Genomic DNA, 24393 nt, shown 5'->3' with positions numbered 1-24393 from the left:
ATTAAAGCGGGTTAGTGCGAAACGAGTAACTATCCTATAATGGGCTTTTAATAATGATAAGGAAAATGGCGTGGCATCGTTAAAAGATCAGTTGAGTGGTTTGGTATATTCAACAGAAAAAGGTGATCTGTGCCCAGGCTGTTCTGAGGCGGTAGATGCGTGTATTTGTGCCTCATTAAACGATCAGCAACGTTTAGACAGTTTGGATGGTATTGTTCGTCTTCGCCGTGAAACCTCAGGTAGGAAAGGCAAAGGAGTTACCACAATTACAGGGGTTCCCTTGGCGGATGTGGAGCTAAAAGCCTTAGCGAAAAAACTTAAAAAAGTCTGTGGTACCGGCGGTGCATTGAAGGATAGTGTTATAGAGATCCAAGGTGATCATCGAGAAAAACTAAAAACCGTTTTGGAAAAAGAGGGTTTTACCGTTAAGTTAGCAGGTGGCTAATATGGCGAAGAAAAAAATATGTACTCGGTGTATCGCGCTACGTTTTGCTTTGTTGTTTATGGCTGTAGTGGTTTTATTTATGCTTAATGGGCTTTCACATTTCTTCTCATAACGCCGTGACGTATGTTTTAAATTACAGCGAGGTAGATTGAATGTTTGGCCTATTGTATAAACGGTCTGTCTTGCTTTTACTTTTATTTATACCTACGTTTGGCGAAGCAAAAATCTATCAGTACAAAGATGATTCTGGACGCAATGTTTATGTGGACCGGTTATCAAAAGTGCCTGCAAAATATAGGGACCAATTAGACGCCCGAGACGAGGTAAAAGATCGACTTTCTAGCCAAGCGTTACAGCAACTGTCTAGAGAACGGGATCGTAAACAGTTACAGATAAAGGTAAATGCTGAGCGCTCTAAGATACAAGACGCGATCAAAAAGTGGGTGACGCCTTTTACGTTCCATTCGAACCGTATTCAGCTACCGATTAAATTTGTTTATGGTGCTCGCTCAGTCACTCTGAATTTAGTTATGGATACGGGTGCATCATTTACGGTTGTACATAAATCAGCAATAGGTTCTCTAGGGGCACAGTTTATTGAGGCGGGTGCTGCACGAGTAGCTAATGGAAGTATTGTGCAAACCCAACGGGTGAACTTTGATCGTGTCGATATAGGACCCTATCAAATACCCCATGTGTCTGCGGCGGTTATCGATTATCAAGGGAATTCAGGCGGTAGCCATGGTTTACTAGGTATGGACTTCCTATATAACGCCCAGTATGAGTTAGACAGAGAGAATCAACAGATTATTTGGGCGCCAGCTAAGTATAAAAAACTCCAAGATGATCTGTTAACATTAGATAAACTAGAGCAGCGGCTTCTGAATGAAACCGCCGCTTCAGAGTAAGCATGGCAGGCTGTTATTAAAAGTAACGTTCAACCGTTAATTGCAGATGATCATCTTGCTTAATGCTATAGCTTAGATCCATAGGATCGTTGCTACTAAAAAAACGCCCATCTAAACTGAGTTTCCAGTTGTCACCATAGCGTCGGCTTGCTTCAATAATGAGACTATCGCTGTGATAATCAATGTCGTGGCTTAGGCCTGCCAGCATCTCTGTGCTACTTGCATCGTTGAGTGTTAATCGGGCGCCCAGAAAGAGATCGTTTTGAACTGCGGCGTCAGCATCTTCTCCACGCTCATCCCAACCATATTCCATTAATACGCCGAGATCTGCGACACTTTCTTGAATGCCATAAAAGGTATACTCAAATCCACCTTGGGCGGCCCAGTAGTTTTCGCTATTAGTATCGCGGTTAATGGTTTCTAGTTTCCATAACCAACTATCTATGGTCGCTTGCAGATCAAACCCTATTTGGTCCATCTGTTCATAGTAAGGTGCTAAGTAGGTGTTGCCATTACTATTCTTAAGTAGAAGCTTTGGATCACGGTTAGTACCATGAAACCAGTAAGCACCAAGATCAAAGTCACCTAAGGTATGGCTCCAACGTATAGCGGTATCTAAATGATGTTCGCCCGCCGAAGATTCATAGCTGGCCTGACCCCTATTGACCACAAGCCCTGAACGCAATCTTCCATCTTCACCGGAAAAGGTTCTTTCTCTAAAGCCGGGTAAAAGATAAAGATCGACTATACCCCAATCTCGAACAAGAGAGAGGTTGATCATCTGTTGGCCTAGTTTATCTTCGCCATCAAAATCTTCTACGCTATCGGTTTGGTTAATAACATCAACCAGATGCTGAAACTCGGTTACCCCCCAAAATACTTTGCGTAGACCGATACGTAGTTCCCAATCTTCACCGATATGGATCCAGCTCAGTTCACGGATATCACCGTGGGTCCGTTCGTTATCGTTTCCATCGACACGCAGATAGGGGGTGAAGGTTAGACTGTCTATGCCATCATTCCATTCCCAATAAAATTCAGGCTCCACTGAGAAAGATAAGTTTGAGCTATAGTCCTGATGTTGGAACTGGGCATCTTGGGAAAAGTAACGTGCTTCAGCACTCACTTTACCTGACATCTCATAAAAGGTTTCTGCTTGAGTAGGCAGGGCTGTTAACAGCCCTGCGGTTAGCAGTAATCGCTTACTGTTCATATTAACGTGCCCGTTTAAGGGTGTTTTTATTGAAATCGTTATCATCTAAACCGGCTTTAAATAGGTAGTCGCTATAGGTTAGATCTGTGCTTTTACCTGATTGGTGGTTAACCATTTTCATTAGGTTCGGACGCCAATGCTTACCTTCGTACTCATTGTACTCATGGTAAGTGAGTGTTTTTAATAGTGAATTTTTACGATCAAAAAACTCAATTTTCCAAGGGCGGTATTCTGCTTGATCTAACCAAGCGATACGGCGGGTATAACCGGAATTTTTATCAACAGGGAACTGTTCAACCACATAACATGTACCCCCTTCGCAGGCCTCATCACGTAAAAAATTATAAGTGTACTTTTCTACTTCGAATGAGGATAAATCTTCGTATGAAAATTCCGAACCCATAAATGGACCTGACTTGTTCCGAGAAGCGATACGTTTAACCCGTTTTAGTTTAGGTAGATATAACCACTGGTCATCAGCACCGATGGCGTGAGAGAAACTGAGGAATGCTGTTCCTTTTACATCCCTAGGTTTATCAAAAACTGATAGGCTTTTATCACCATCATTCTCCATTTCTAATGATTTTAGGCGAATATCTCGAACGCTTTCCTGTCCCTGTTTGTTGCGAAGGATCATATTCATGCTGGCTTGCATATCTTGCCAGCCTTTATCGCTTGCTTTTGCTTCCACGGCGATGCGCGTGCCTTTCTCTTCAGGCGTTTCCGCTGAAGCGATCAATGGTGCCGTTATTAGGCCTAATACGAGGATTGAATTAAGCGATTTTTTTAACAGAGTCATTGTGTTCTCCTTCAGCAGGGTTGCTATTATTTTCAGTGGTTGAGATGTCGCTTTTATCCAGTTTCATTAATAGCGCTGGTAGAAATAAGAAATCGACAATTAAGGCAATAAGAATAGTAATGGCTGTGAGTAGACCCATATCTGCATTTAATTTAAAACTAGATTGGGCGAGTACCATAAAGCCAGCAACCAGCACAAATGTGGTGATCCATAATGCGCGGCCAACACTGGCAAAGGCATATTCTACGGCGGCTTTAGGGTCTTTGTTACGCTCACGGCGTGCATGTAGGTATTTGCTTAGGAAATGTACCGTATCATCGACAATGATCCCTAAGGTCATACCCGCGACAACAGATAAAGCTAAGCCGATTTGGCCATCAATAAAATACCAGATACCAAAGCCCATAGCGGCGGGCGCAATATTGGGAATAAGGCTAATCAATCCAAATTTAACCGACCTTAACGCAAAACCTAGAATAAGCGATATTAAGATCAGGGCAACGGTTGTACCTAATAACATGCTTTTAATATTACGCTGTCCAATATGAGCGAACATTAAATTGGGGCTGGCAATATCGACTTGGTAAGTCGGGGCATGGGCTTTGAACCAAGCATATATGCGCTCCTCAATTTCAATTTGTTCAGTACTGGTTAGATTGCGAAATGTTGCGATAACACGCGTGGATGACTTATCCACATTAAGTTGATTGTTGAGATCTAAGCCGTAGGGCAGTGACATTTCATATAAAAGTAAATATTGCGCAGAAAGTTCACGATCATCGGGTAGGGCGTAGAAGTTTTGATCATCACTATGCATATTTTTATTTAGGCGTTTAATAATGTCCGATAGAGAGCTGACATGGTCAGTTTCAGGCTGTGTACGCAGCCATTCGGTTAAGTCGCCGACCGATCGAAGAAACTTAGGATCGTTTATACCGCTTGATTCTCCTGTCTCAATAGAGATTTCCATTGTTGACATACCTGACAGGTTTTCCTGCATATAGTCAGTTGCTTGCCTAAATGGAACACTGGTATCAAAGTATTTAACAAAGTCATCGTTGAGTGTGTTTTGCGGCATAAATAGGATCACAGTGATCATAATAACGGACATGCTGGGTAGCAGTATTTTACGGTTGTTAACAACAAAGCCTGCGAGTTTGTGCATGAAATCCAGCTTACCTTCCTTGGTTGCCTTAACCTTAAGGGGCAATAAACTTAACATAGCTGGGAACAAAGTGATGGAGAAGATAAATGCCAACATAACGCCTGCAGCCACCATATTTCCTAAGTCTCTAAACGGTGGTGAGTCTGAAAAGTTTAAGCTTAAGAAACCTATAGCAGTAGTGACACTGGTGAGGAAGATAGGTTGGAAGTTAATACGAAGGCTGTCTCGAATGGCTTGTTTTTTCTCTACCCCTTGGCGCATCTCATAAAACATTGTCGTTAATATATGGATGCAATCGGCAACGGCTAAAGTGAGGACCATTATGGGGGTTGTGGAAGAGGGACCGGTTAAGAAAAAGCCTGTGTGTCCCGCTAATCCCATGGTTGAAACAATAGTAAAAATGATGATGACAACAGTGGCAAATGTACCGCTGAAGGTACGGAGTAAAAAAATCATACCTAACAGGACGACGCCAAACATAATCGGTACGAGTATAGCGTTGTCGCTTAATGATGATTCAGCAAAGCTATTATTCATCATCACCATGCCGGATAAGTGAACGGTAATGTCTGGGTTTTTCTCAATAAATTGAGTTTTTATCTCACGTATTTTAGAAACTACATGTGGGATCTCTTCTACTGGATTAATGCCGGGTAGTTGTACAGTGACATTCACCACGCTTACATTGCTTTTAGGTGAGATGATTTTATGCAGTAAAAGAGGCTCGTTAATTGCGATCTCTTTTAAACGGGGCATATCTGCGTTTGTTAGGGTGTCAGCATCTAAAACTAAATCTTCTACAAACATATCGTCTTCTTCAGACCATGTATGTTGGAAGTTAGTAATTGAATCTACGCGCGTGGAAAAGGGTACTTGCCAGGATTCGGTAGTGAGTTCTTGAATCGCTTTAAGTGTTTTGGGTGTAAATACTTCGCCATCATTGGGAGAAATAATAAATGCTACATTATCACTCTTACTATAAATTTTTTGCATCGACTCGAATGCTGTTAGTTGAGGATTTTCCTCACTAAAAAATACACGGTAATCGCTTTTAAACACTAAGTTTTTAGCACCATAAGCGGAGCCAAATACAAACACTATAGTAATTAAGATGACCCAGACTGGATGATCCAGCACAAATCGGAAAAGACGGTCTTTCATTTCCCTTCTCCAGAACCCTTTCCAAGGGATTATGTTGCTCTATTGGCAACTTTATAAGTTGGTTGAATACTTAAAAGTGACGTTTCGTCATTTTTAATGCCATAAAAACGATATAAAGACCGTTTTATTATTTGTTTTGTAGTCGCTTTAATTGCCGTACTTCATCTGCAAACAGTTCGGTTTTATATTTTTTAAGAGTTCCAGCCCAGTCATGCTCTTGGGTATAAGGTTTCCAGTTCAAGCCATCAAGCATCAAGTTAGCGTGATTAATCAACTCTCGTTCTAGCTCCATCTCTGTTCTAACGCTGCATCTATCGAGGGATTCATGGAGTAGAACAATAGTGCCAAAACACATCGACCAGAGAGCAAAGGCCACTTGTGCGGGGCTTAGATGACTTTGCAGTTTAAAATCGCCACTCGTCAAGCCTTCTGATATTACATGTAGAATATTTTCAAGGAGTTTGCCTTCAAGGTGCAGATGTTCTTCGCGACGCTTTTCAGACGATTTCTCACCTATTGATGGGGTCTTGGCCGAAATAACTAGCATAAATTCGGTAGGATTTAGTAGCGCATGCAGCATATAGGCGTAACCTATAGCGAGAATTTTTTCACGGCTACAGCCATCAAATGAAGCGGCGTGATAAAAGAGATTGTATAAATTTTCAACGCTTCTATTGCATAAGCCCGTAAGCAAGTCTTCTTTGCAAGTAAAGTGATTATAGATGGTGCCTTTTGAATAGGGGATTTTAGCTGCCACCTTATCAATCGTTAGGCCAGCAATCCCTTGAGCTGTAATGATCTCTAAGGCGGTATCCATTATCTCTTCTTCGCGTGCTTTTAATACGCAATGATTAATGCTTTTGCTGCTCATTTAATTTGATTCATTATTGTTGACGAATCGTCAAAATATCTTAGGCGTGCTTTTTTTTCAAGCGTTAAAAATGCAACAAACTATTCTTGCTGTTCATCAGAGGGATGCTGAAAAAATCACCATTTTATAGCTGTGAGAGAAAATGAAGAGGGAATAACGAGTCGGTATGGGGCTGTTTTATTTAGATTAAAAGATAAACAAAACAGCCATGATGAGAGAGTGGAGGGAGGTTATAGGTTCGCTTCAGCGAGCTTCAAATCCACTATAGACTTAAGGAGTTTAAATAAACGTATAGACGCATCAATCTCCTCTTTTCGGTTAGTTAAGCTCTCAATATTTAGACCAATGGAAATATTGAGTGGAATGACCGCTTCTAAAATTTGCTCTAAATTATTACGGCAAATTTGCGTAGATTCTTGTAGTGGGTTTTCCGCATCAATAATACGAAATTTAGTAGCCTCGGGGACTGAAATGCCAAGCCACTCCATAAACTCTAATGTTTTACTGCTGCCGCAGGGAGTGAAGGTAAGAATAACCCGTTTAGGTGTAATGCCATCTTGGCGGCATTTACGTGCGTAGCTGCTTAACATATCAATAGTAGCTTGGGCATTGTAAACCGCTTGAGAGACGAAAAATTCGCAGCCATTCGCTGATTTACTAATTAAGCGCTCATGTTCATTGTGTTTGACTGCATGACGTTCTGCAATGGTAACGCCACCGAGTTGAAAGTCAGCAGGGTGCTTTGCGATAGCGGCGTAAGCATCATTTAAACTGAGCTGTATATCTCCTTCGGATGAGGGGCTGCCGACCAATACCGTATCGCGAACACCGTAGGCATTCCATGCGCTATCAAGCCACTCAATAAATGTCTGTTTATCCCGTTGAGAGACACTTTTATAAGTGATAATTGGCTTTTCAGATTTTTCACGTAACAGCTTAGAATAGGCGAGAGGATCTAAAGTGCGCATATATGGGAAAGGTCTAGGGATATCTATTCGGCTACTTTCGTCCTGAATGTCATAAACAATCAGGCCGTCAAACTCCACATTCTGAAGGCGACCGAGCAGCTTGTCAGCGATCTCTGATGCAGCATCGTCAGTCGTTGTTGCTTTAGGTGGAGTGGTGCCAAAGAGATAAACTCCGCGACTGTTGTCAGCAAATTTGCTTCTTAGATCCTGTTTCATGGTATTTTTTACTTTTATTACTAAGCTTTAATTGTAGGCTATTCTAACAATTAATTATTTTCATGTAGTTAGCTGAGCGTATGAAATTTTCTCTGATAGTGATGAGTAAATTTAATAGCCAATTTTGTAATGGGGTAGGCGTTTGTCCGAAACTAATTTTAATTTAGCAAAAGTAAGTAAAACTATTGAGGAGTCTTCTGACGGCATCCCCCCTTTAGAACGTTGGGACCCAGCGTTTTGTGGTGATATTGATATGCGTATTACCCGTGATGGTCGCTGGTTTTATATGGGTACGCCGATTGGCCGTCCAGCGATGGTTAAGCTTTTTTCACAAGTATTATGGATGGAAGAGGGAAGGTATTTCTTAAAAACTCCAGTTGAGAAGGTTGGAATTAAAGTTGATGATGCCCCTTTTCTGTTTGTCGCGGTTGAAAAAAAGGAAGGAGATAAAGGGCCTGAATTAGTCTTTACCAGTTTGACGGATGATAAAGTGACGTTAGGTAAGGCGCATCAGTTATGGATTGAGCACAGTCTTGAAACGGGGGAGCCTTCACCTTATATTCATGTGCGTTTTGGCATAAAAGGGTTGATACATCGTAATGTTTTTTATGAGTTGGTTAACATGGCTGAAGAGGTAGAAAAGGGAGGGGAGACAACTTTCATTGTCACGAGCCAAGGTGTTGAGTTTGTTTTAGATACGGTTTGTTAATTATTTTGATCTAGAAATGAACTTAATTCGGTGATTTTAAAGAAAATTATTTTAATTATAGTAAACTATAATAAATTTGACGTGTGCGCTGCTAGAGGTATCAGTAGATGAGTTCAGGGAAACGGTTTTCTGTTCTTTTAATCATTCAGTCAACAAAAGAGATCCAGTCTCTTTGCAATATGGTTAAAAGACATTTTCCACGTTTTTATACTGCTTCTACTGAAGAGGAAGCTATACGGCTTATTGCCAAACATCAGATCGATGTTCTTTTATTGGGCCTTGACGGTATTCAAAACAATGAAGTGTTTTATCTACATCTTCTCAGCGCTAAACAGGATGTAGATAAGATTATTTTTAAAAAAATTGTTTTTTGTAGCCGAGAGGAGCTGAAAGATGCGTTCGGCATCTGTAATAAAGATGTGTTCGACGATTATTTTATTATTCGACCTCTTTATGATCCCTACCATTTGTTACTTCGTTTACGATTTATTCGCCGTGAGATGACGGAAAGAGATGATAGAGGTCTGTTGGGATCGGGGGATTGTAGTGTTGAAAATCTATGTGGGTATTTTGATCAGATCATTAACTGTGATAGTGAAATAGCGGATCTTAATGAAGCTAACTATGCCAAATTAATGGAACTTGTCTCATACTCAATGAAGCATATGAAGGATAAAATAATTGATGATGGCAATATTACGGAGCAGTCACGTCAAAATATTAGTAGCCTTATTGATACCCATGCTAAAGAGCATTTACAGGAAGTGGGTGTGCATCAACAGGGTGCCAATGGACAGGTGAAAAGTAAGTTAAACACAGTTACGGAAGTCGCTAAGCAGAAAAAAGCCAGTTTAGAAGCGGAGAAAGATAATCCGATTGTATTTGACGATAGTAATATCCTTCTGTTGGAAGATGAGGTTGAAGAGCGAGATAAGATTAAGATGATCTTGGAGGGTGCGGGATATAAAGCGCAAGTATCAGGTAGTGCGGTTCATACTATGAAGTTATTAAAAAACTGGAAACCGGATATCATACTGCTTGATTTAACATTGCCAGATATGAGTGCGTTATTTGTTATTGATCAGATCAAGCAAGATCCTGAAATGAGTCATACTCGGATTATGGTCTTGGCTAAACCGGGTGACACTCAAAATGCTAAAGAAGCGATGAAGCAGGGTGTACATGAGGTAATGCTAAAACCATTGGATAAAGATATGCTGCTTTTTAAAATGGGCCATAACTTAGAAGCAGTAAAGAACGAATCCCAATCATCTTGAACTGAGAGCTGCGCTTATGTGATAGATAAGTGTAGTTGTCTTCAAATTAGAGTGGAATAAGTTGTAAGAAAAGCTAGTTCAGCGCTTTTATACTAGGCGGTTTAGCTGTAGTAGCTTAGTACCTTGAAAAAAGGTAATACTTAATTAACCGTAAGTTGGCTGTTTGATAAATTATTAAAATAAAAGTAATTTTATTTTCGGGGGGGAAGTCTACTTTATCTATGTGGGAGCGGTTTAATCTAGAAAATTACCCATGCGATTCAAGGGGAAATTTGATATAAATGGGTAGGTCAACTTGGCCGTTACTTATCTAGCCTGAGCCCTTAACTAGTCAACTTAGGTTGCTAGAATAATAAATTTGTATGCACTCCCAAAGCCGTTATTTATAGCTCGCACCTCAGGTCTTACCTATAGGAATTGTTTAAGAAGACCCCTCTTAATTACCTTTAGTCAATTAACCTTCTATCCTTTTTGTAGCCACCTTTTATCTGAACTTTGTTGATAATAGTCATTATTATATAAGGTCGTAGTGCGGATAATACTTATCTTTAAGTAATTGATTTTTTAATTTTCAAGGAGTCAAAAAAGTATTTATGGAATACCCTATTCTGTTAATTATCCACCTTAGCTGCGCTATCCTATTTATTGGAGTGGTTGCATTCGAGGTTCTTTTTCTGGAGCCAATCCGTACACATTTACCTGATAGTATGATGGAATTAGTTGAAGCAGGTATTCATACTCGGGCACGTAAGTTTATGCCTTTCGTGGTTGTTCTGCTGTTTATTTCAGGTATTGGTTTGTTGGGGAGGATTTATTGGCATAGTTGGTATCCTCCGTTCTCCAGTGCTTTTTCCACATTACTTACTATCAAGATAATCCTTGCTATCAGTGTTTTAATTCATTTTATAACCGCAATCAGAGCATCGCTGTGTAATAACATGACCTCCCGTCGTTTTCGACTGACGCACTATAGTGTTTTTGCGCATATGATACTGATTGTTATTTTAGCCAAAACGATGCTGCATGTTTAAATGGCAAGCGGAATATTAGAAAAGTTTGTTCACCTTGTGTGTCGAAGGTGTTGGGGTTGTGGGTATTCTCCCTCCCTTATCTGAATAAGGCTTAGTCTTGATTTTTTGTCGTTGTGATCTGCATGCGATCGGGAGAGGAGTGCGCTAATTTCTTATGTGCATAAGCTCTAAGCAATAAGTTTATTAAAGACTGATTCTATGAGTGTGAGGTAATTTTCTTAAAGTGAGAAAGCGTTACACAATGGGCGATCACCTTTGTGGATAATTAACGAATACCACAGCAGCGGAGTAAATCAGAAGAGGCGCTTCCTATTTTATTGCTACTTAATGTGGTTGAAGGAAGGCTAACCATTGAACAAAGCTGATCTGGTTCTAATATAACGCAGTCTTTACCTTTAACACTCAGACAGCCTGCATCGCGGAATTTTGTTAACATTCGGGAAAGTGTTTCAGGTTCAATGTTTAGTTGCCGGGCTAAGATGCCTTGAGTGAAAGGTAGTTTTAGCCAACGCGTATTCTGAGTTTGGTAGAGTTCAGCTAGAAACATAACAAGTCGTTGCGCCGACTTGTTGACAGTAAGTTGGTCAATACGACTAACAGCAGAGTAAAGGTTATCCGCCATATTGGCCGCAATGGTTAATGCGAAATCAGGGCTTTTTTCAAAGAGTTTAAGAAGCTTGAGGCTATCTAGCTGGAGAAGTTTGCTTTTTCGGACAGCCACCGCTGAGAGTGGTGCGAGTTTATCCTTTTGAAATGCAACCGTTTCAGCAAATATAGTGCCTTCACTGATTTCTTGGTAGACTTTTTCATGTCCTTCGTGACCGAGTCTGTACAGGCGGATACAGCCTGATTGCAAAAGATAATAATGATCCAGCTTGTCGCCCTGATGAAAGACATGTTCACCACGTTGTATAACTGGCCTACGAGCACCGTGGGTTAATGCTTGAAGGTTGTCTGTTTCTAATATACGAAATAAGTTAGTTTTGGCTAAACCTTCCATGAGTGACCCCAATATCAATGCAAATAATAATCATTTTCATAACGATTGTAATGTGAATAATATCTAATCTCAATTGATTGTGTTTTAGTTATTTAAAAAATATGACGTAACAGAAGACTCACTTCTGTTTGTTTAAAGCCAAAAGCCCAATCTAAATTACTCTGATTAATACTATGGCGTATTCTTAGCTCTGGACTTAACTCTGCAAACTCCCAGCCTTTGGCACCTGTGCTTAGGATATATATCTGTTGTTTATCGTGACGTCTTTCACCTAGGAAAAAATCATGTGCGTCGTTCTTGCTATCACGATAAATCGTCTGGGCATTGACGAATAATCCAGCAGGACCGGAGAAAGCATGATATACCCCAGCACGTACTGACCAACTTTTACTACTGGCCTGATCTACATCGTATTTATTTCGATCAAGTGTCAAACCACCATACACGCTAGTACTTCGGTTAGGCATATAGGCAGCAGTAAAATCCCATTGATACGAATCATAATCTGCCCCGCTGCGCTGTCCCTCTGTTGTGTATTCATAACGTTTGGCATCTAAGCCAGTGCCTACTTGCCATTGTTGATTTAATGAATGTTGCCACCCCATTTTAAGACCATGAGCAAGATAGTGACTACTGTCATTACGGTAATAATGTTCAAGGTAAGGCGTTAGGCTGATAGTGTCTTTAGCATCCAAATACTGGTAGCCCAACTGCAAACGCGTTAAGTTAGTACTGTAATCCTGAATCGTGGCGGTATCAGAAGGATTTTTAGTGGGATAATAACTCCCGTAGCTCATCGGTTTAAACGCCACATTATGATTACCAGAGACATTAAAACGGCGTTGAAACGCCAGCTCATAATTGATCATGTTCGATTCAATGGCTTCTGGCATTTGACGTTCAAACAAACAAATCCCTGCAAAACTGCTTAAACAGGTGTAATAGCCGTTTGCCTGGTTAATATTATTGTTGTAACCAAAACCAAACGCCGCACTGCCGTGCCAATCATCACGCATATCGATTGCTTGTTTGTATTGCTGAACCAGCATTTGAGCTTGAGGTGGCAAGCCGGCATTTAATGCCTTTTCAAAACCTTCTAGCGCTCGTTTTTCTTGATAGTCTTCAAACCATAGCCGCGCCAACTCCAATAAAATTCGAGCGTCTTCTGGTTCCAAATTATTAGCGTATTCCATTCGCTGTAGCGCTAGCGAATAATCATTATGAAAACGTGCCAACAAACTTTCTGCCATGGCCACCAAGGCAGGACGGTGATCAGGTAACTGCTGATAACGTTGAATAAAATCCGGTAATAACGTCCACTGATTGCTGTTGATAGCGATGTAAATCGCTGGCTCTAATGAATCTCGAGTTGAAGGCACTTGATAATGTTTACCTTGGTACATCAAAGTCCCCGGAGGGGCGGCCAATTCTTCCTCATGTTGGCCTTGCTGTTCAATAATGCGATGGGTTTCTTCTTGTAGGAAACGGGTATCGTCCTCATCCGCTTGCACAAAAGGCACGATAAGATAAACAGATATCAGTAGCCACACCGATCTGAAACGGAACGTCATAGAATTTTTTCCATTTTAAAGAGTGACGTAATAGAATAGAGGCCAGCGAACTGGCCTCTTGGGGTGTTGCCTCTAAAACGATACGAAAAGAGAACTTTCCAGAATCGCTCAATTTGACGCTTTTCACTGGTTGCACCCAGTGGAGAGTGGTCAAATATTAAGGCGTAATAGTACCGCTGACTTTGCTACCGCCGAAGGCTGTATCATCATAAGTACCATTGGTGTACATACCCGCTAGCGCTTCTGCATCGTTATAGAAACGACCTTCGATAGTGTTAGTTGCAGCTGAATTTCCAAAGGTACCGTCGCTATTGATAGTCGTGGTAGTAGCATCAAAGTCAATGGTTTGAGTTGTCGCACCTACAGTACGGCTAATGCTACCAGTGAGTTCATTACCGCTACAGCCACTACAGTAGTTGGCAGTCAATGTACCTTTATATAGATTCACGCTGTCAGGTAGTCCACCATCCAAGGTTACACCAGATGAATTTGTACCTGTTTGGCTGATGCCAACCACACCATATTCGACATCATCCAACGTTGGCATTTCATCGTTTTTAACTGCATCATCACCTACGTACCAAACAGTACGATCAGCGCTGGTCATATTCAGGTCATAGCTGTCAGCGTCTGGAGAATCAACGGCCGGAGCCCATTCACCAAAATAAACACCACTCTCTGCTGCTAACGGATCACCACTGGCATCCGCCACTTGGCCAATTACCAAACCACCAAATTGCGGAGCAAACGACAGTTTGGTAATTTGTCGCACACTGTTAACCACAAAGTTGGCATCGTTACTGCCTCCTGTCACTGTTTCAGTATCTTTCCATACCTGAGCAATATTAATTGGCAAATTAAGCATTCCTAAATCACCCGGTGTCATAATGGCACCATTTCCATGATCAGTAATTGCATTATTAGAACCATTAATTGGACCACTAGCTACATCGATAGCGGTGCCATAACTATTAAGTTCTAGACCTGAGTCGCCACCACCAAATACCGAATGATTTGATGCATAGGGATCAACTAATAAGTCATTAGAGCTACCACCCTGCACATTCGGTGATGCAGCTATTACAGCATTACTACTCAGTATTGCCATAACAGCCAAAGCTAATGTTGATTTTCTCATTTTCTCATTTTCACTTCCTCATATTTAGATTAGTAAAAACTAGTTTTTATAAAAACCAGCAAAAATCGTTAAATAGACTATTAGAATTTCACCTTTAATCCTGCTGTCACTGTACGACCAGGACCCGGCAATAGGGTTTTAGCCATAGGATCGAGATAATATTCATCCGTAATATTGGTGATGCCTAGGTTTAAGGCCACAGAATTATTTACGTTGTAGTTGACATAAAGATCATGCAGTAACATAGAGCGCCAATAGAAAGTATCAACACCATTACTGAACCATGCATCGCTGACGGATTCACCTAACCCCCAATCATCGGGGTTTTCTGAGGACAAAAGCTGATCCAGTTGTTTATTTTCAGCACCGGCGTGATAGACACCGCGCCAACCGAGCTCTAATTGATTACTTAAAAAACGAGCACCCAACCCCATATTAATAGAATATTTGGGTTGCAAACTGCTACCGCTGTAGGTACCTGGGAAGCCGCCCGTCATACATTCAGGAATACGATTGTAGAAAAGGTCTAGGCCAGAGGCATAATCTTTATCACAAAGTTTTTGCTCTAGCCGATAGGTCACTCCTAGGCTACCGAAATAACGGCCTGTATCGAAACGTGACTGGAGCTCTAAACCGCTGGTCTTTTTTTCATCAAACTGGATAACATCATATTGGTCGTCACGATCAATAAAGTCCTTGATTTTGGTGTTGTAATAACTCAAACGTACATCCGCCATATACATATTGGGGAAGAATTGAGTCAGGTCATGGGAATAACCTAGCTCCCAGTTAATGCTGCGCTCTGGTTTGCTAGCCCCATTGATGGCTAATGTCCCTATGGTTCCAGCACCATCAATAACAGCGCTAGACGTTAATTCATTAACACTAGGGAAGCGGGTGGTTTGTGCATAACGTAAAAAACCTGTGCTGTGTGGAGTGATTCGAGCAGTAACACTGAACACTGGGCTAAAGGCATCACCAGACTGCTCCTCAGGGGCTTCCCAAGCTTGGCCAGCATCAAGATCTTGGTAAACAACCGTGTCTGAGCCAGCGAGAACTCCCGGGATATTCTTTATCTCATATTCTCCGCTATTAGCCCCTTGGGCCTCTATCACTTTGTCATAAAGAAGTGCTGTATCGATTTCGCCATTGGCGAAAGGGTTTTGTGAGGAATCAAGCTTGCCATCTTTATAAGGTACAAATGCCGTTTTCTCCCAAACGGGATAACTCCAACTGTTATATTTAGCATGTCCAAGTTGACGTCCATCAAGATACTCTGAAAATTCAGGACTATTAACTCCGTAGGTCTGCAGCATATTAGTGTATTCATCGACCTCTTCAACAGTTAAAGGCTCGCCCCATGTCAGCTCCACACCGTCTTTACGTTGCTCTGCGGCATAAAAGTCATTACCTTCATTACGACGTTTAGCCGTTCCAGTATCCTTACCTGTGTAATTTAGATAGCGTGTTCCGGCAGTCAAAGTAAGCCAATCAGTGGGCTGCCAAGCGAGGTTAAACATCGCCGAATATTCTTTACGTTCACCTGAACGAGGACCAAAAAGTTCACTGGTTATATGCAGATCTGCGCCGCCTAATGCAATACCATTAGCGGCTGCATTGCTGGTTTGTACCTGTTCGTTGAGTTTTTCCTTCTGATAGCTACCACCTAAAATCAGCTGTAGGCGATCGCTCAGCTGAATCTGATTGCTGAAATCAAAACCAGTTCGGTCATGTTGAGTCCATTGTCGTCCTTGACGAATAATGGTGCCGTCGTGTTCTGGTTCGACAAACCAGTCAGCAAATTCTGGGAAGGATTCTACGTTAAAATCATAATCATCAAGTGCTTGTTGCGTATCTTCATCAACGGAGTAACCAAAGGGGTTTACACCACTTTGATAGCGCTCCCCTTCTGTTGTGGTATGCCAAAGGCTGGTTTCTAGGTTCAACCATTTTGAGCCTTCCGGTTTAAAATCGTAACTGAGCTTGTAGTTTTCCGTTACTAGTTCTGAATGAGGTTTTTCAAACACAAATTGGTATTGAGACCAATCAACATCGGGTTGGCTTTGTTCTGCCGCCTCTCTATATCCCCAATAGAGGATGGAGTCACCAGGGACAGTTTCCCCAAAAATTGTATTAGTACGCATAAACTGCAAACCAATTTTTTGCTCATTGGGCAAATACCAGTGATTTTTAATCAGTGTCGTATCCACTTTACTAGCGGTATTAAAAACTTCACTTCCAGAAGGGTACAATTTAATTAAATTTGGAATATATCTATCGGTTGTTGTATCGAAAGAATCATACCCTGAGTATCGGTCTGCATTATTGTCACCTGCGTAATAATTTCCGGTAGTCCGCTCACTTCGTGAGATCAAAATGTCGGTAAATTCATTACGCCCAGCAATAGTTAACATTTCGGAATGGTCATCAAAATTTAAGTGTTCACTGCTACCCTTGTAGCGCTGTTCAGGGTAGGGGACTTCGATACCCATTTGCCCTAATCGGCTTGCTCCAGGAATGTCTCGATAATCTTTGCCGTAGAACGATTCGGCATTAAAGCGTGTGGCGCTAGTATTACCGGATGTCTCGATGTTCGTTTCTATTCCCCAGCTTTCCCCTTCAGGAATAATGTCGTTCGCTTCAATAGTCCGGATATTTACGGCACCACCTACACCACTTTTTATGCCTCGACTTAGCGAAGGGCCTTTTTCCACTTCAATGCTGCGAAACAAAGCTGGATCAACATAACTACGATTACCCGAACCAAACATATGCAAGAAGACGTTGGTGGATTGTTCAGTGCCATCAATGGTTAAAGGGGTTCGACCTTCACCCGTTATACCGCGGATATTAGGCGTAATGGACTGACTACTTCGAGAGTCCATGCTGTACACACCGTTCATGCCTTTGAATACATCGCTAGGGTTAGTCGCTTTAAAACGTTGTAGTTGTTCGCGATCTTGGTAAACACTGGTGACGTTTTCGGTATAGACTTCATCTTTCTTTTCTTCGTCCTTATCGGGGGTGCCTGTTACAAGGATCGATTCGAGTTCGATTGGAGTGTTTTGGGAGGAGTGGTGAGACTTTGTCTCATCTGCCTGTGCCGCGCTTGTGCAGGCAATTGCGAAAGCTAAGGTTGTAACAGGGTATCTCCATCGATGATTTTGGATGGTACACTTTCTCCTGTTGGGGAGCGGTAGCTTCATGAGATGTTTTCTCCTAAATGGCGGCGATAAAAATGGGTGGATCCTAAACATTCACCCACAGTAACCACCCATTTTAATGATAATGCTTCTCATTTTGATATGACAATTGTCATCATCTAAGAAATGATAGGTGGGGTAATTAAAAGCATGACAAGCGCGTGTGCCGCTTTTTAAACAGCTTATGTAACTATTTTTAAGTGTTATTCATGCAGGTGCAGATTATCGATGTGATTGAAAAGTAGTGATTGTGCGTTGGTTTGCTTTTATGGTGCGAGGTTGCGAAGAGCTTATGGAGTGAGGGAGAAATAACACAGAATATTTTCCATGTGTTATCTATTTCTTATAAAAAAACCGCAGGGGTTGCCTGCGGTAAAAAACCAATGTAACGACATTGGATGGTGCTCTAAAAGTATGGGTATACGTCATTTTAGAGCGCACTTACACATTACTGTGTAAGCTATTCCTCGCGGAAGTCGGTTCTCGTTATGCGGCTATGATCTCGACGTTTTCACCTTTTAAACGTACTGGCCATACGGGCACTTGAGTGTTTGAATCCTCAAAGCAGCTCCCCGTATTTAAGGAAAAGTGCTGTTTATATAAAGGTGATGCCACCATCGGTTCACCTTTGATATCTCCGATTAAACCGCGGGCTAATATATTTGCACCGCTAAAGGGATCTTGGTTACCGATTGCAAATACTTCATCTTCATATCCAGGAATATAAAAAATAGCGATTTGCTGATCTTCATACAATGCAGCAACACCTGTGTTAGGTACTAAGTCGCTTTTATTGCAGAGTTTTAGCCAGTCAGCATTTGGGTTAATTGTCATAACATTCTCCTCTTTTCATCAGCGTACTTAATTAAACTGGGCGAATTTGATCGCGTTCGATAATGTGTACAATTTGTGGATCAACCTGTTCTTCCGCATTTACTACACTTCTGAACTGTTTTAATTTTTCCTCGTCTTCCAATGTTGTTTTCCATTCACACTGGTAAGTATCAACAACATGCTGCATTTGTGATTCAAGTTCAGTAGCAATGTTTAATTTGTCATCTAGGACAACCTCTTTTAGGTAGTCTAAACCGCCCTCTAAATTTTCCATCCATACGGATGTGCGCTGTAGGCGGTCGGCGGTTTTTACGTAGAACATTAGAACTCGGTCGATATATTTAACGAGAGTTTCATCATCTAGGTCGGTAGCAAACAGGTCCCCGTGGCGAGGTTTCATACCGCCATTACCGCACACATAAAGGTTCCAGCCATTTTCGGTGGCGATCACACCAATATCTTTACTTTGTGCTTCTGCACATTCGCGGGTACAACCGGATACGGCAAATTTTATTTTGTGAGGAGAGCGTAGACCCTTATAGCGATTCTCAAGCTCGATTGCCATGCTTGCGCTGTCCTTCACGCCGAAGCGGCACCAGGTACTGCCGACACATGATTTAACGGTACGAAGTGACTTGCCGTAGGCATGACCGGTTTCAAAACCCGCATCAATCAGTTCTTTCCAGATCAGTGGCAGCTCATGTAGTTTTGCGCCAAATAGATCGACACGTTGGCCACCGGTAATCTTGGTGTATAAGTTGTATTTTTTACCTACTTGACCTAAGACGATTAGTTTGTCAGGGGTGATTTCACCACCGGCAATACGCGGGACAATAGAGTAAGTGCCATCTTTTTGCATATTGGCCATAAAACGATCGTTGGTATCTTGTAGCCCTACGTGAGGTTCATCGAGTACATGCTCGTTCCAGCAAGAGGCTAAAATAGAGCCGGCTGCAGGCTTACATATTTCACAACCAAGTCCTTTACCATGTTTAGCAAGTAGATCAGAGAAGCTACGAATACCTTCAACACGAATAATGTGGTAAAGCTCTTCGCGGGTGTAAGCAAAGTGTTCGCAGATATCTTTACAGACTTCAACCCCCCGTTTTTCAAGCTCATGGTCAACTAGGTTTTTTAACATAGCGGCACAGCCACCACAGCCTGATGCAGCTTTAGTTACCTCTTTAACATCACCGAGCGTGACGGCTCCCTCATCGATTGAACAGCAGATTTGACCTTTAGTAACATTTAAGCAGGAGCAAATAGTCGCCGTATCAGGTAGCGCATCAGGGCCAAGTGTTGGTGCCGCGGCACCATCCAATGACGGCAAGATTAGAGACTGCGGCTTTTCGGGAAGATCAATGCCATTGAGTGCATATTGAATTAAGGTGTCGTATTTACTGTTATCGCCGACTAAAACCGCACCGAGCAGTTTTGTACGATCTTCTGATACAACGATGCGGTAGTAGACCTGCGTGTCTTCATCTAAATAGCGGTAACTGATACTGCCAGGGGTTTTACCATGCGCATCGCCAATGGAGCCTACATCTACGCCGAGTAGTTTTAGCTTTGTACTCATGTCTGCGCCGGTAAATGTAGTCTCGTTTTCTAGATCGCCAACAATGGCTGCAACGGCTGTTTTTGCCATAGTATAACCGGGCGCCACTAAACCAAAGATTTGATTGTTCCATAGTGCACATTCGCCGACGGCATAAATGTTTTTATCAGAAGTTTGGCAGTAGTTGTCAACAATGATGCCACCGCGCTCGCCAATTGCCAGAGCGCTACTACGTGCTAGGGCGTCTTGAGGACGGATACCCGCAGAGAATAGGATTAGGTCTGTTTCTAAGAAAGTGCCATCACTGAAGTTCATACGGTAGGTATGCTCTTCACCAGGTACGATTTCTGAAGTCGCTTTATTGCAATGAACATCTACATCTAAGGCTTCTATTTTTTTCTTTAAAAGCTCACCACCATCTTCATCAAGCTGTACCGGCATTAAGCGTGGAGCAAACTCAACAACATGAGCTTTTAAACCTAAAGATTTAAGCGCGTTAGCCGCTTCTAGCCCCAGTAAACCACCACCAACAACAACGCCGACGGAGGCCGCTTTTGCGCACTCTTGGATTTTATCTAAATCTTCCAAGGTGCGATAAACAAAGCAGGCATCACCATCATTTCCCGGAATGGGGGGGACAAAAGGGTATGAACCGGTAGCGAGTACTAGCTTGTCATAGGGATAGCTAGCTTGCTCTGTGATCACCTGCTTTGTATCGCGATCGATCTGCGTAGCACCTTCGTTTAAGTGAAGCTGCACGCCATGTGTTTCATAAAAGTTATCTTCTACTAGGCAGAGATCTTGGTAGGTTGAATCACCAAAGTACTCTGAAAGGTGGACGCGGTCGTAAGCTGCACGTGATTCTTCGGCTAATATATGAATTTCATATTCGCCTGCAACTTCGTTAGCGACAAAGTTTTCAATAAAGTGGTGCCCCACCATACCGTTACCGATAACGACCAATTGTTTTTTGTTCGAGTCCGTTGAAGTAGTCATAGAAGATATACCCATGTCTTGTGTTTGAGTGTCTTGAGAGCAGAACGGACTGCCAAATAGCAGTTGTTGTCTGTTCGCACTCAAATCAGTTTTTTGTTTTAGCTGATCGAAATACCACTGCCCCTCACGGACATCACCGTATAAAACGGCGCCGACTATTCGGTTATCTTTCAGCCAAAGTTTTCTGTATTCATTGTGTTGAATATCGTGATAAGTCAGTGTTTCTGTTTCAGGAGAGTCCTGAAGCGAACCACATGAAAAAAGGTCCACACCGCTGATTTTTAATTGAGTCGCCACCGGTGCTTCTTGATAAAATTTGGTTTCGTTGAGAAGGCTAGCGACAAGAATATCCGCCTGCTGCCAGATAGGGGCGACTAAACCATAAGTGAATGATTCAAACTGGCAGCACTCACCTAATGCATAAATAGATGAATCATTAGTGCGCATTTGGGCATCGACCAATATGCCGCGCTGGTAATCAAGTCTTGCTGTTTCAGCTAATGCTTTATTCGGCGTTACACCTATAGCGGTGACGACAAGGTCGGCGGGTAGTGTTTCGCCTGTTGCTAGTGCTACCGACTCTACGGAACCACTGCCTTGGATCGCTTGAGTGTTAGCTTGAAGGCGGAATTTAAGGCCTCGCTCTTCAAGTGCGTTTTGCAGCATCTTTCCGGCGGTTTCGTCCAGTTGATGATCCAGTAGGTATTTCCCACGATGCAGTAGCGTTACATCCATACCTTGCACACGTAAGCCTTCTGCCGCTTCAAGGCCTAAGAAACCACCGCCAATAACAACGGCACGTTTCTTTTCTTTGGCAATATGTTGCATCTGCTCAACATCTTTAAATGTTCTAAAGCTCATAACCCCGTTCAGATGTGCGCCCTCTACAGGTAGAGGGGTTGGGTATGAACCGGTCGCAATAACCAGTAGATCGTAATCTACTTGGACGCCTTGCTCGCTTACGACTGTTTTATTAGCGCGATCAATTTGTATAGCGGGATCTTGGCTATGTAATTTCACACCATGTTCTGCGTACCACTCTGTGGGTAGGGTGATCACTTTATCTTTATCAAGTTCACCGCTGAGTAAATTGGATAGCAAAACACGGTTATAGCTACCGCCCGGCTCTTCACCAAAAACAGTGACATCAAGCGGGTGTTCTGCACGCTCAAATAAGCGTTGCAGTAACCGACCTGTTGCCATGCCGTTTCCAATGATGACCAAACGTTTTTTCATAAAAATCCTAAATCCCAAAAATAAAAAAAGGCGTTCACATTCAACATGTATGAGCATGTTGATGTAGAACGCCTTTGTTCTCAGAGCTTGTTGTGATAACGACTATTAAACACATAATAGTGGTTATTGCTTTTAATAAAGCACGTAGTGTGCCATTTATTAAAATCTACTTTTTTTCAGTGGGTTACTGTGTTTGTTAGAGTGTTATTACGCTGTTTGTAGGTGGGTTTTGGCTTTGTTTTGATGCAAACACCTGTTGATGCGAACTGTTTTGGTGCGACTGAGGGGGCGGTGACCTATGCCGTGTGATCTATTTGAGTAAGAGTTGAACTAGGTTAAGGATCAGCATCAGTGCTGCGATCACCTGCCACGTGAGAATAGGGTTTTTCTCTAGCATGGGTTGATGTTTTATTTTGGCTTCAAGGCTTTGATTGGGCTGGGTGAAATCTTGTAAAAATTCAGATAGAGCTTCATATCTAAAGCGGGGGTTTGGCTGTAACGCCTTTTTTAAGCAGCCTTCGACCCATAAAGGTACACCTTTGCGGTAACGGAGTGTCGGCGTGTAGTGCATTTGGCCATAATTTTTAAGCGTTATATTATTGGTTTTCATCTCCTTGTAAGGCAGATGACCTGTGATCATCTCATACACAATGACCGCGAGAGAGAACAGGTCCGAGCGAAAACTACCGGCCTCGCCAAGTAGGTACTCAGGAGCGACATAGTTGATTGAACCTTGGGGAATTGATTTATCTAGGGGAGAGTTCATCTCCTCTATACCCGCAATTTTCACAGTACCAAAATCAAGAATTTTGATGCGTCCATCTTGGTTAATCATGATGTTTTCGGGCTTGAGGTCTTGATGCACCATGTCGGCCCGTTGGAATGCTCTTAGTCCTTGGATGACCTGTTTGGTTAGGTCCCGCACCTCATCAAGCGTTGGTGCTGGATTATCGTTCATCCATTCGCGCAGGTTCATGCCCTGAATATGTTCCCCTAAGTAGTAGAGGTACTGCTTTTCGCGCAGGGGAGGGAAGGTTTTCATCACATTGGGGTGGTCTATCCGTTGTCCCACCCATTCTTCTCGGATAAAACCATCAAGATAGAGAGGATCTTCCGCGAATTGAAGCGAGGGCGCTTTTAACACATATTGCTGCCCTGAAACGGTATCTTTAACAAGGTACATATGGCTGCGGGTGCCACTAAAAATAATGTCGAGCACTTCGTAATCATCAATTTTATTACCAATGGTCATGACCGGAGGGATAGGTAATTGGGCCAGCCGTGCATGGCTTTCATCTAATGTTTCCGAAGGCAGGTGATCTATGCAGGTGATGAGTGCGGTAAGGTTGTCATCACTACCGCGCTCAAGAGCAAGATCAATGCATTGCTGTGCAGCGGTTTCAGGTGAATCGAAATGTTCTGCAAGGATGGCTTGCAGTTCGCGATTTGAGAGAAACTCATGGATACCATCGGTGGTCATTAAGAGCATATCACCCTCTTTTACACCTCGGGTTGCGTAGTCTACGTCTAAATGTTGATCGCCCCCTAAGGCGCGAGATAAGTAGTGTTTTCCACCGCTTTTACGGACATGGTCTTGTGTGAGTTGCTCTAATTGGTCCGCTTGAAAATGGTAAATCCGAGAATCGCCAACGTGGAACCAATGTAGGGTGTTGGATTTAATGATTAAGGCTGAAAAGGTACAGAGTAAGCTGTCTTTTTCGCGGCTATTTTGAATGTTTTCTTTGTGTAGCCAGCTATTCAAGGCGGTTAATACACGGGAGACAGAATTTTTTACGCTCCAGCTATGGGGAGTGCTGAAGTAGTCCTGCATGAAACTGGTGACGCTGGTTTGGCTTGCAATATGGGAGTCTTCGCAGCTGCTCACGCCGTCGGCAATGGCTGCCGCACCGCCTTTAAAGTCAAGTTCAGCATGACTCGGCAGATGGGCGGCAAAGGCATCTTGGTTACGCGCCTTTATGCCTGCACTGGATTGTCCACCAAAACGTAAGACCAACGTTTTCTTACTCATGTTCACTTTTACCTAAACGCAGGGTGAGCAATGGGTTCATTGTTCACCGCTTGCTGAGGGTCAGG

General features: G+C 42.4%; 17 protein-coding genes and 1 pseudogene. 5 read left to right on the top strand and 13 right to left on the bottom strand.

Annotated elements, in window-relative coordinates:
• Positions 1-70: 70 nt before the first annotated feature.
• Positions 71-445, top strand: coding sequence for a translation initiation factor Sui1 (locus ACOQOE_RS13450; RefSeq protein ID WP_067863392.1), 375 nt, complete (start codon positions 71-73; stop codon positions 443-445).
• A gap of 152 nt (positions 446-597) precedes the next feature.
• A complete protein-coding gene (locus ACOQOE_RS13445; RefSeq protein WP_067863394.1) occupies positions 598-1353 on the top strand; it encodes a retropepsin-like aspartic protease in 756 nt (251 codons plus the stop codon).
• 16 nt (positions 1354-1369) lie between these two features.
• Here ACOQOE_RS13445 and ACOQOE_RS13440 read toward each other — a convergent pair whose 3' ends face one another.
• The 5 genes from ACOQOE_RS13440 to ACOQOE_RS13420 form a co-directional block, all read right to left on the bottom strand.
• On the bottom strand, positions 1370-2566 hold the full coding sequence (locus tag ACOQOE_RS13440) for a hypothetical protein (RefSeq protein ID WP_067863397.1): 1197 nt from the start codon (positions 2564-2566) through the stop codon (positions 1370-1372).
• A gap of 1 nt (position 2567) precedes the next feature.
• Positions 2568-3365, bottom strand: a complete 798-nt coding sequence (locus ACOQOE_RS13435) for an outer membrane lipoprotein-sorting protein (protein ID WP_067863399.1) — start codon at positions 3363-3365, stop codon at positions 2568-2570.
• Complete coding sequence (locus tag ACOQOE_RS13430) at positions 3340-5691, bottom strand: efflux RND transporter permease subunit (protein ID WP_067863402.1); 2352 nt, start codon at positions 5689-5691, stop codon at positions 3340-3342. Before ACOQOE_RS13430 ends, ACOQOE_RS13435 begins: the two co-directional genes overlap by 26 nt.
• Before the next feature lie 127 nt (positions 5692-5818).
• A complete protein-coding gene (locus tag ACOQOE_RS13425; RefSeq protein WP_420554236.1) occupies positions 5819-6562 on the bottom strand; it encodes a TetR/AcrR family transcriptional regulator in 744 nt (247 codons plus the stop codon).
• 230 nt (positions 6563-6792) lie between these two features.
• On the bottom strand, positions 6793-7746 hold the full coding sequence (locus ACOQOE_RS13420) for a methylenetetrahydrofolate reductase (RefSeq protein ID WP_067863408.1): 954 nt from the start codon (positions 7744-7746) through the stop codon (positions 6793-6795).
• 142 nt (positions 7747-7888) lie between these two features.
• On the opposite strand from ACOQOE_RS13420, the gene ACOQOE_RS13415 reads away from it, so the two are divergent.
• From ACOQOE_RS13415 to ACOQOE_RS13405, 3 genes are all read left to right on the top strand, one after another.
• Positions 7889-8455 carry a DUF1285 domain-containing protein gene (locus ACOQOE_RS13415; RefSeq protein ID WP_067863411.1) on the top strand — a complete coding sequence of 189 codons (567 nt, stop codon included), beginning with the start codon at positions 7889-7891 and terminating at the stop codon, positions 8453-8455.
• Positions 8456-8562: 107 nt separating this feature from the next.
• Entirely contained in the window at positions 8563-9732 is a 1170-nt protein-coding gene (locus ACOQOE_RS13410; RefSeq protein ID WP_420554235.1) for a response regulator, read from the top strand.
• 593 nt (positions 9733-10325) lie between these two features.
• On the top strand, positions 10326-10763 hold the full coding sequence (locus ACOQOE_RS13405) for a CopD family copper resistance protein (RefSeq protein WP_067863416.1): 438 nt from the start codon (positions 10326-10328) through the stop codon (positions 10761-10763).
• A gap of 265 nt (positions 10764-11028) precedes the next feature.
• On the opposite strand, the gene ACOQOE_RS13400 is transcribed toward ACOQOE_RS13405, so the two are convergent.
• The 8 genes and pseudogenes from ACOQOE_RS13400 to ACOQOE_RS13365 form a co-directional block, all read right to left on the bottom strand.
• Positions 11029-11763: a Crp/Fnr family transcriptional regulator gene (locus tag ACOQOE_RS13400; RefSeq protein WP_067863419.1), complete on the bottom strand. Its 735-nt coding sequence runs from the start codon at positions 11761-11763 to the stop codon at positions 11029-11031.
• A 92-nt stretch (positions 11764-11855) separates the two neighbouring features.
• Positions 11856-13334, bottom strand: a complete 1479-nt coding sequence (locus ACOQOE_RS13395) for a surface lipoprotein assembly modifier (RefSeq protein WP_067863422.1) — start codon at positions 13332-13334, stop codon at positions 11856-11858.
• Positions 13335-13491: 157 nt separating this feature from the next.
• Positions 13492-14472: a hypothetical protein gene (locus tag ACOQOE_RS13390; protein WP_067863425.1), complete on the bottom strand. Its 981-nt coding sequence runs from the start codon at positions 14470-14472 to the stop codon at positions 13492-13494.
• A gap of 80 nt (positions 14473-14552) precedes the next feature.
• The gene (locus tag ACOQOE_RS13385; protein ID WP_420554234.1) at positions 14553-17678 is read right to left on the bottom strand and encodes a TonB-dependent receptor domain-containing protein; all 3126 of its coding nucleotides are present in this window, start codon (positions 17676-17678) and stop codon (positions 14553-14555) included.
• Between the two features lie 483 nt (positions 17679-18161).
• Positions 18162-18509 (bottom strand): nitrite reductase small subunit NirD, encoded by a 348-nt coding sequence (gene nirD / locus ACOQOE_RS13380; protein ID WP_067863430.1) that lies wholly within the window; start codon positions 18507-18509, stop codon positions 18162-18164.
• 31 nt (positions 18510-18540) lie between these two features.
• Positions 18541-21063: a nitrite reductase large subunit NirB gene (nirB, locus tag ACOQOE_RS13375; protein WP_420555484.1), complete on the bottom strand. Its 2523-nt coding sequence runs from the start codon at positions 21061-21063 to the stop codon at positions 18541-18543.
• A gap of 150 nt (positions 21064-21213) precedes the next feature.
• Positions 21214-22266: pseudogene (locus ACOQOE_RS13370) on the bottom strand (NAD(P)/FAD-dependent oxidoreductase); the annotation flags it as partial.
• A gap of 343 nt (positions 22267-22609) precedes the next feature.
• Positions 22610-24328, bottom strand: coding sequence for a protein kinase domain-containing protein (locus ACOQOE_RS13365; RefSeq protein ID WP_420554233.1), 1719 nt, complete (start codon positions 24326-24328; stop codon positions 22610-22612).
• Positions 24329-24393 lie beyond the last annotated feature (65 nt).

The organism is Neptuniibacter marinus, from assembly GCF_965223595.1.
Lineage (GTDB): Bacteria > Pseudomonadota > Gammaproteobacteria > Pseudomonadales > Balneatricaceae > Neptuniibacter > Neptuniibacter marinus.
Note: the sequence above shows the minus strand (reverse complement) of the source record. Positions and strands in the feature narration are given on the sequence as shown.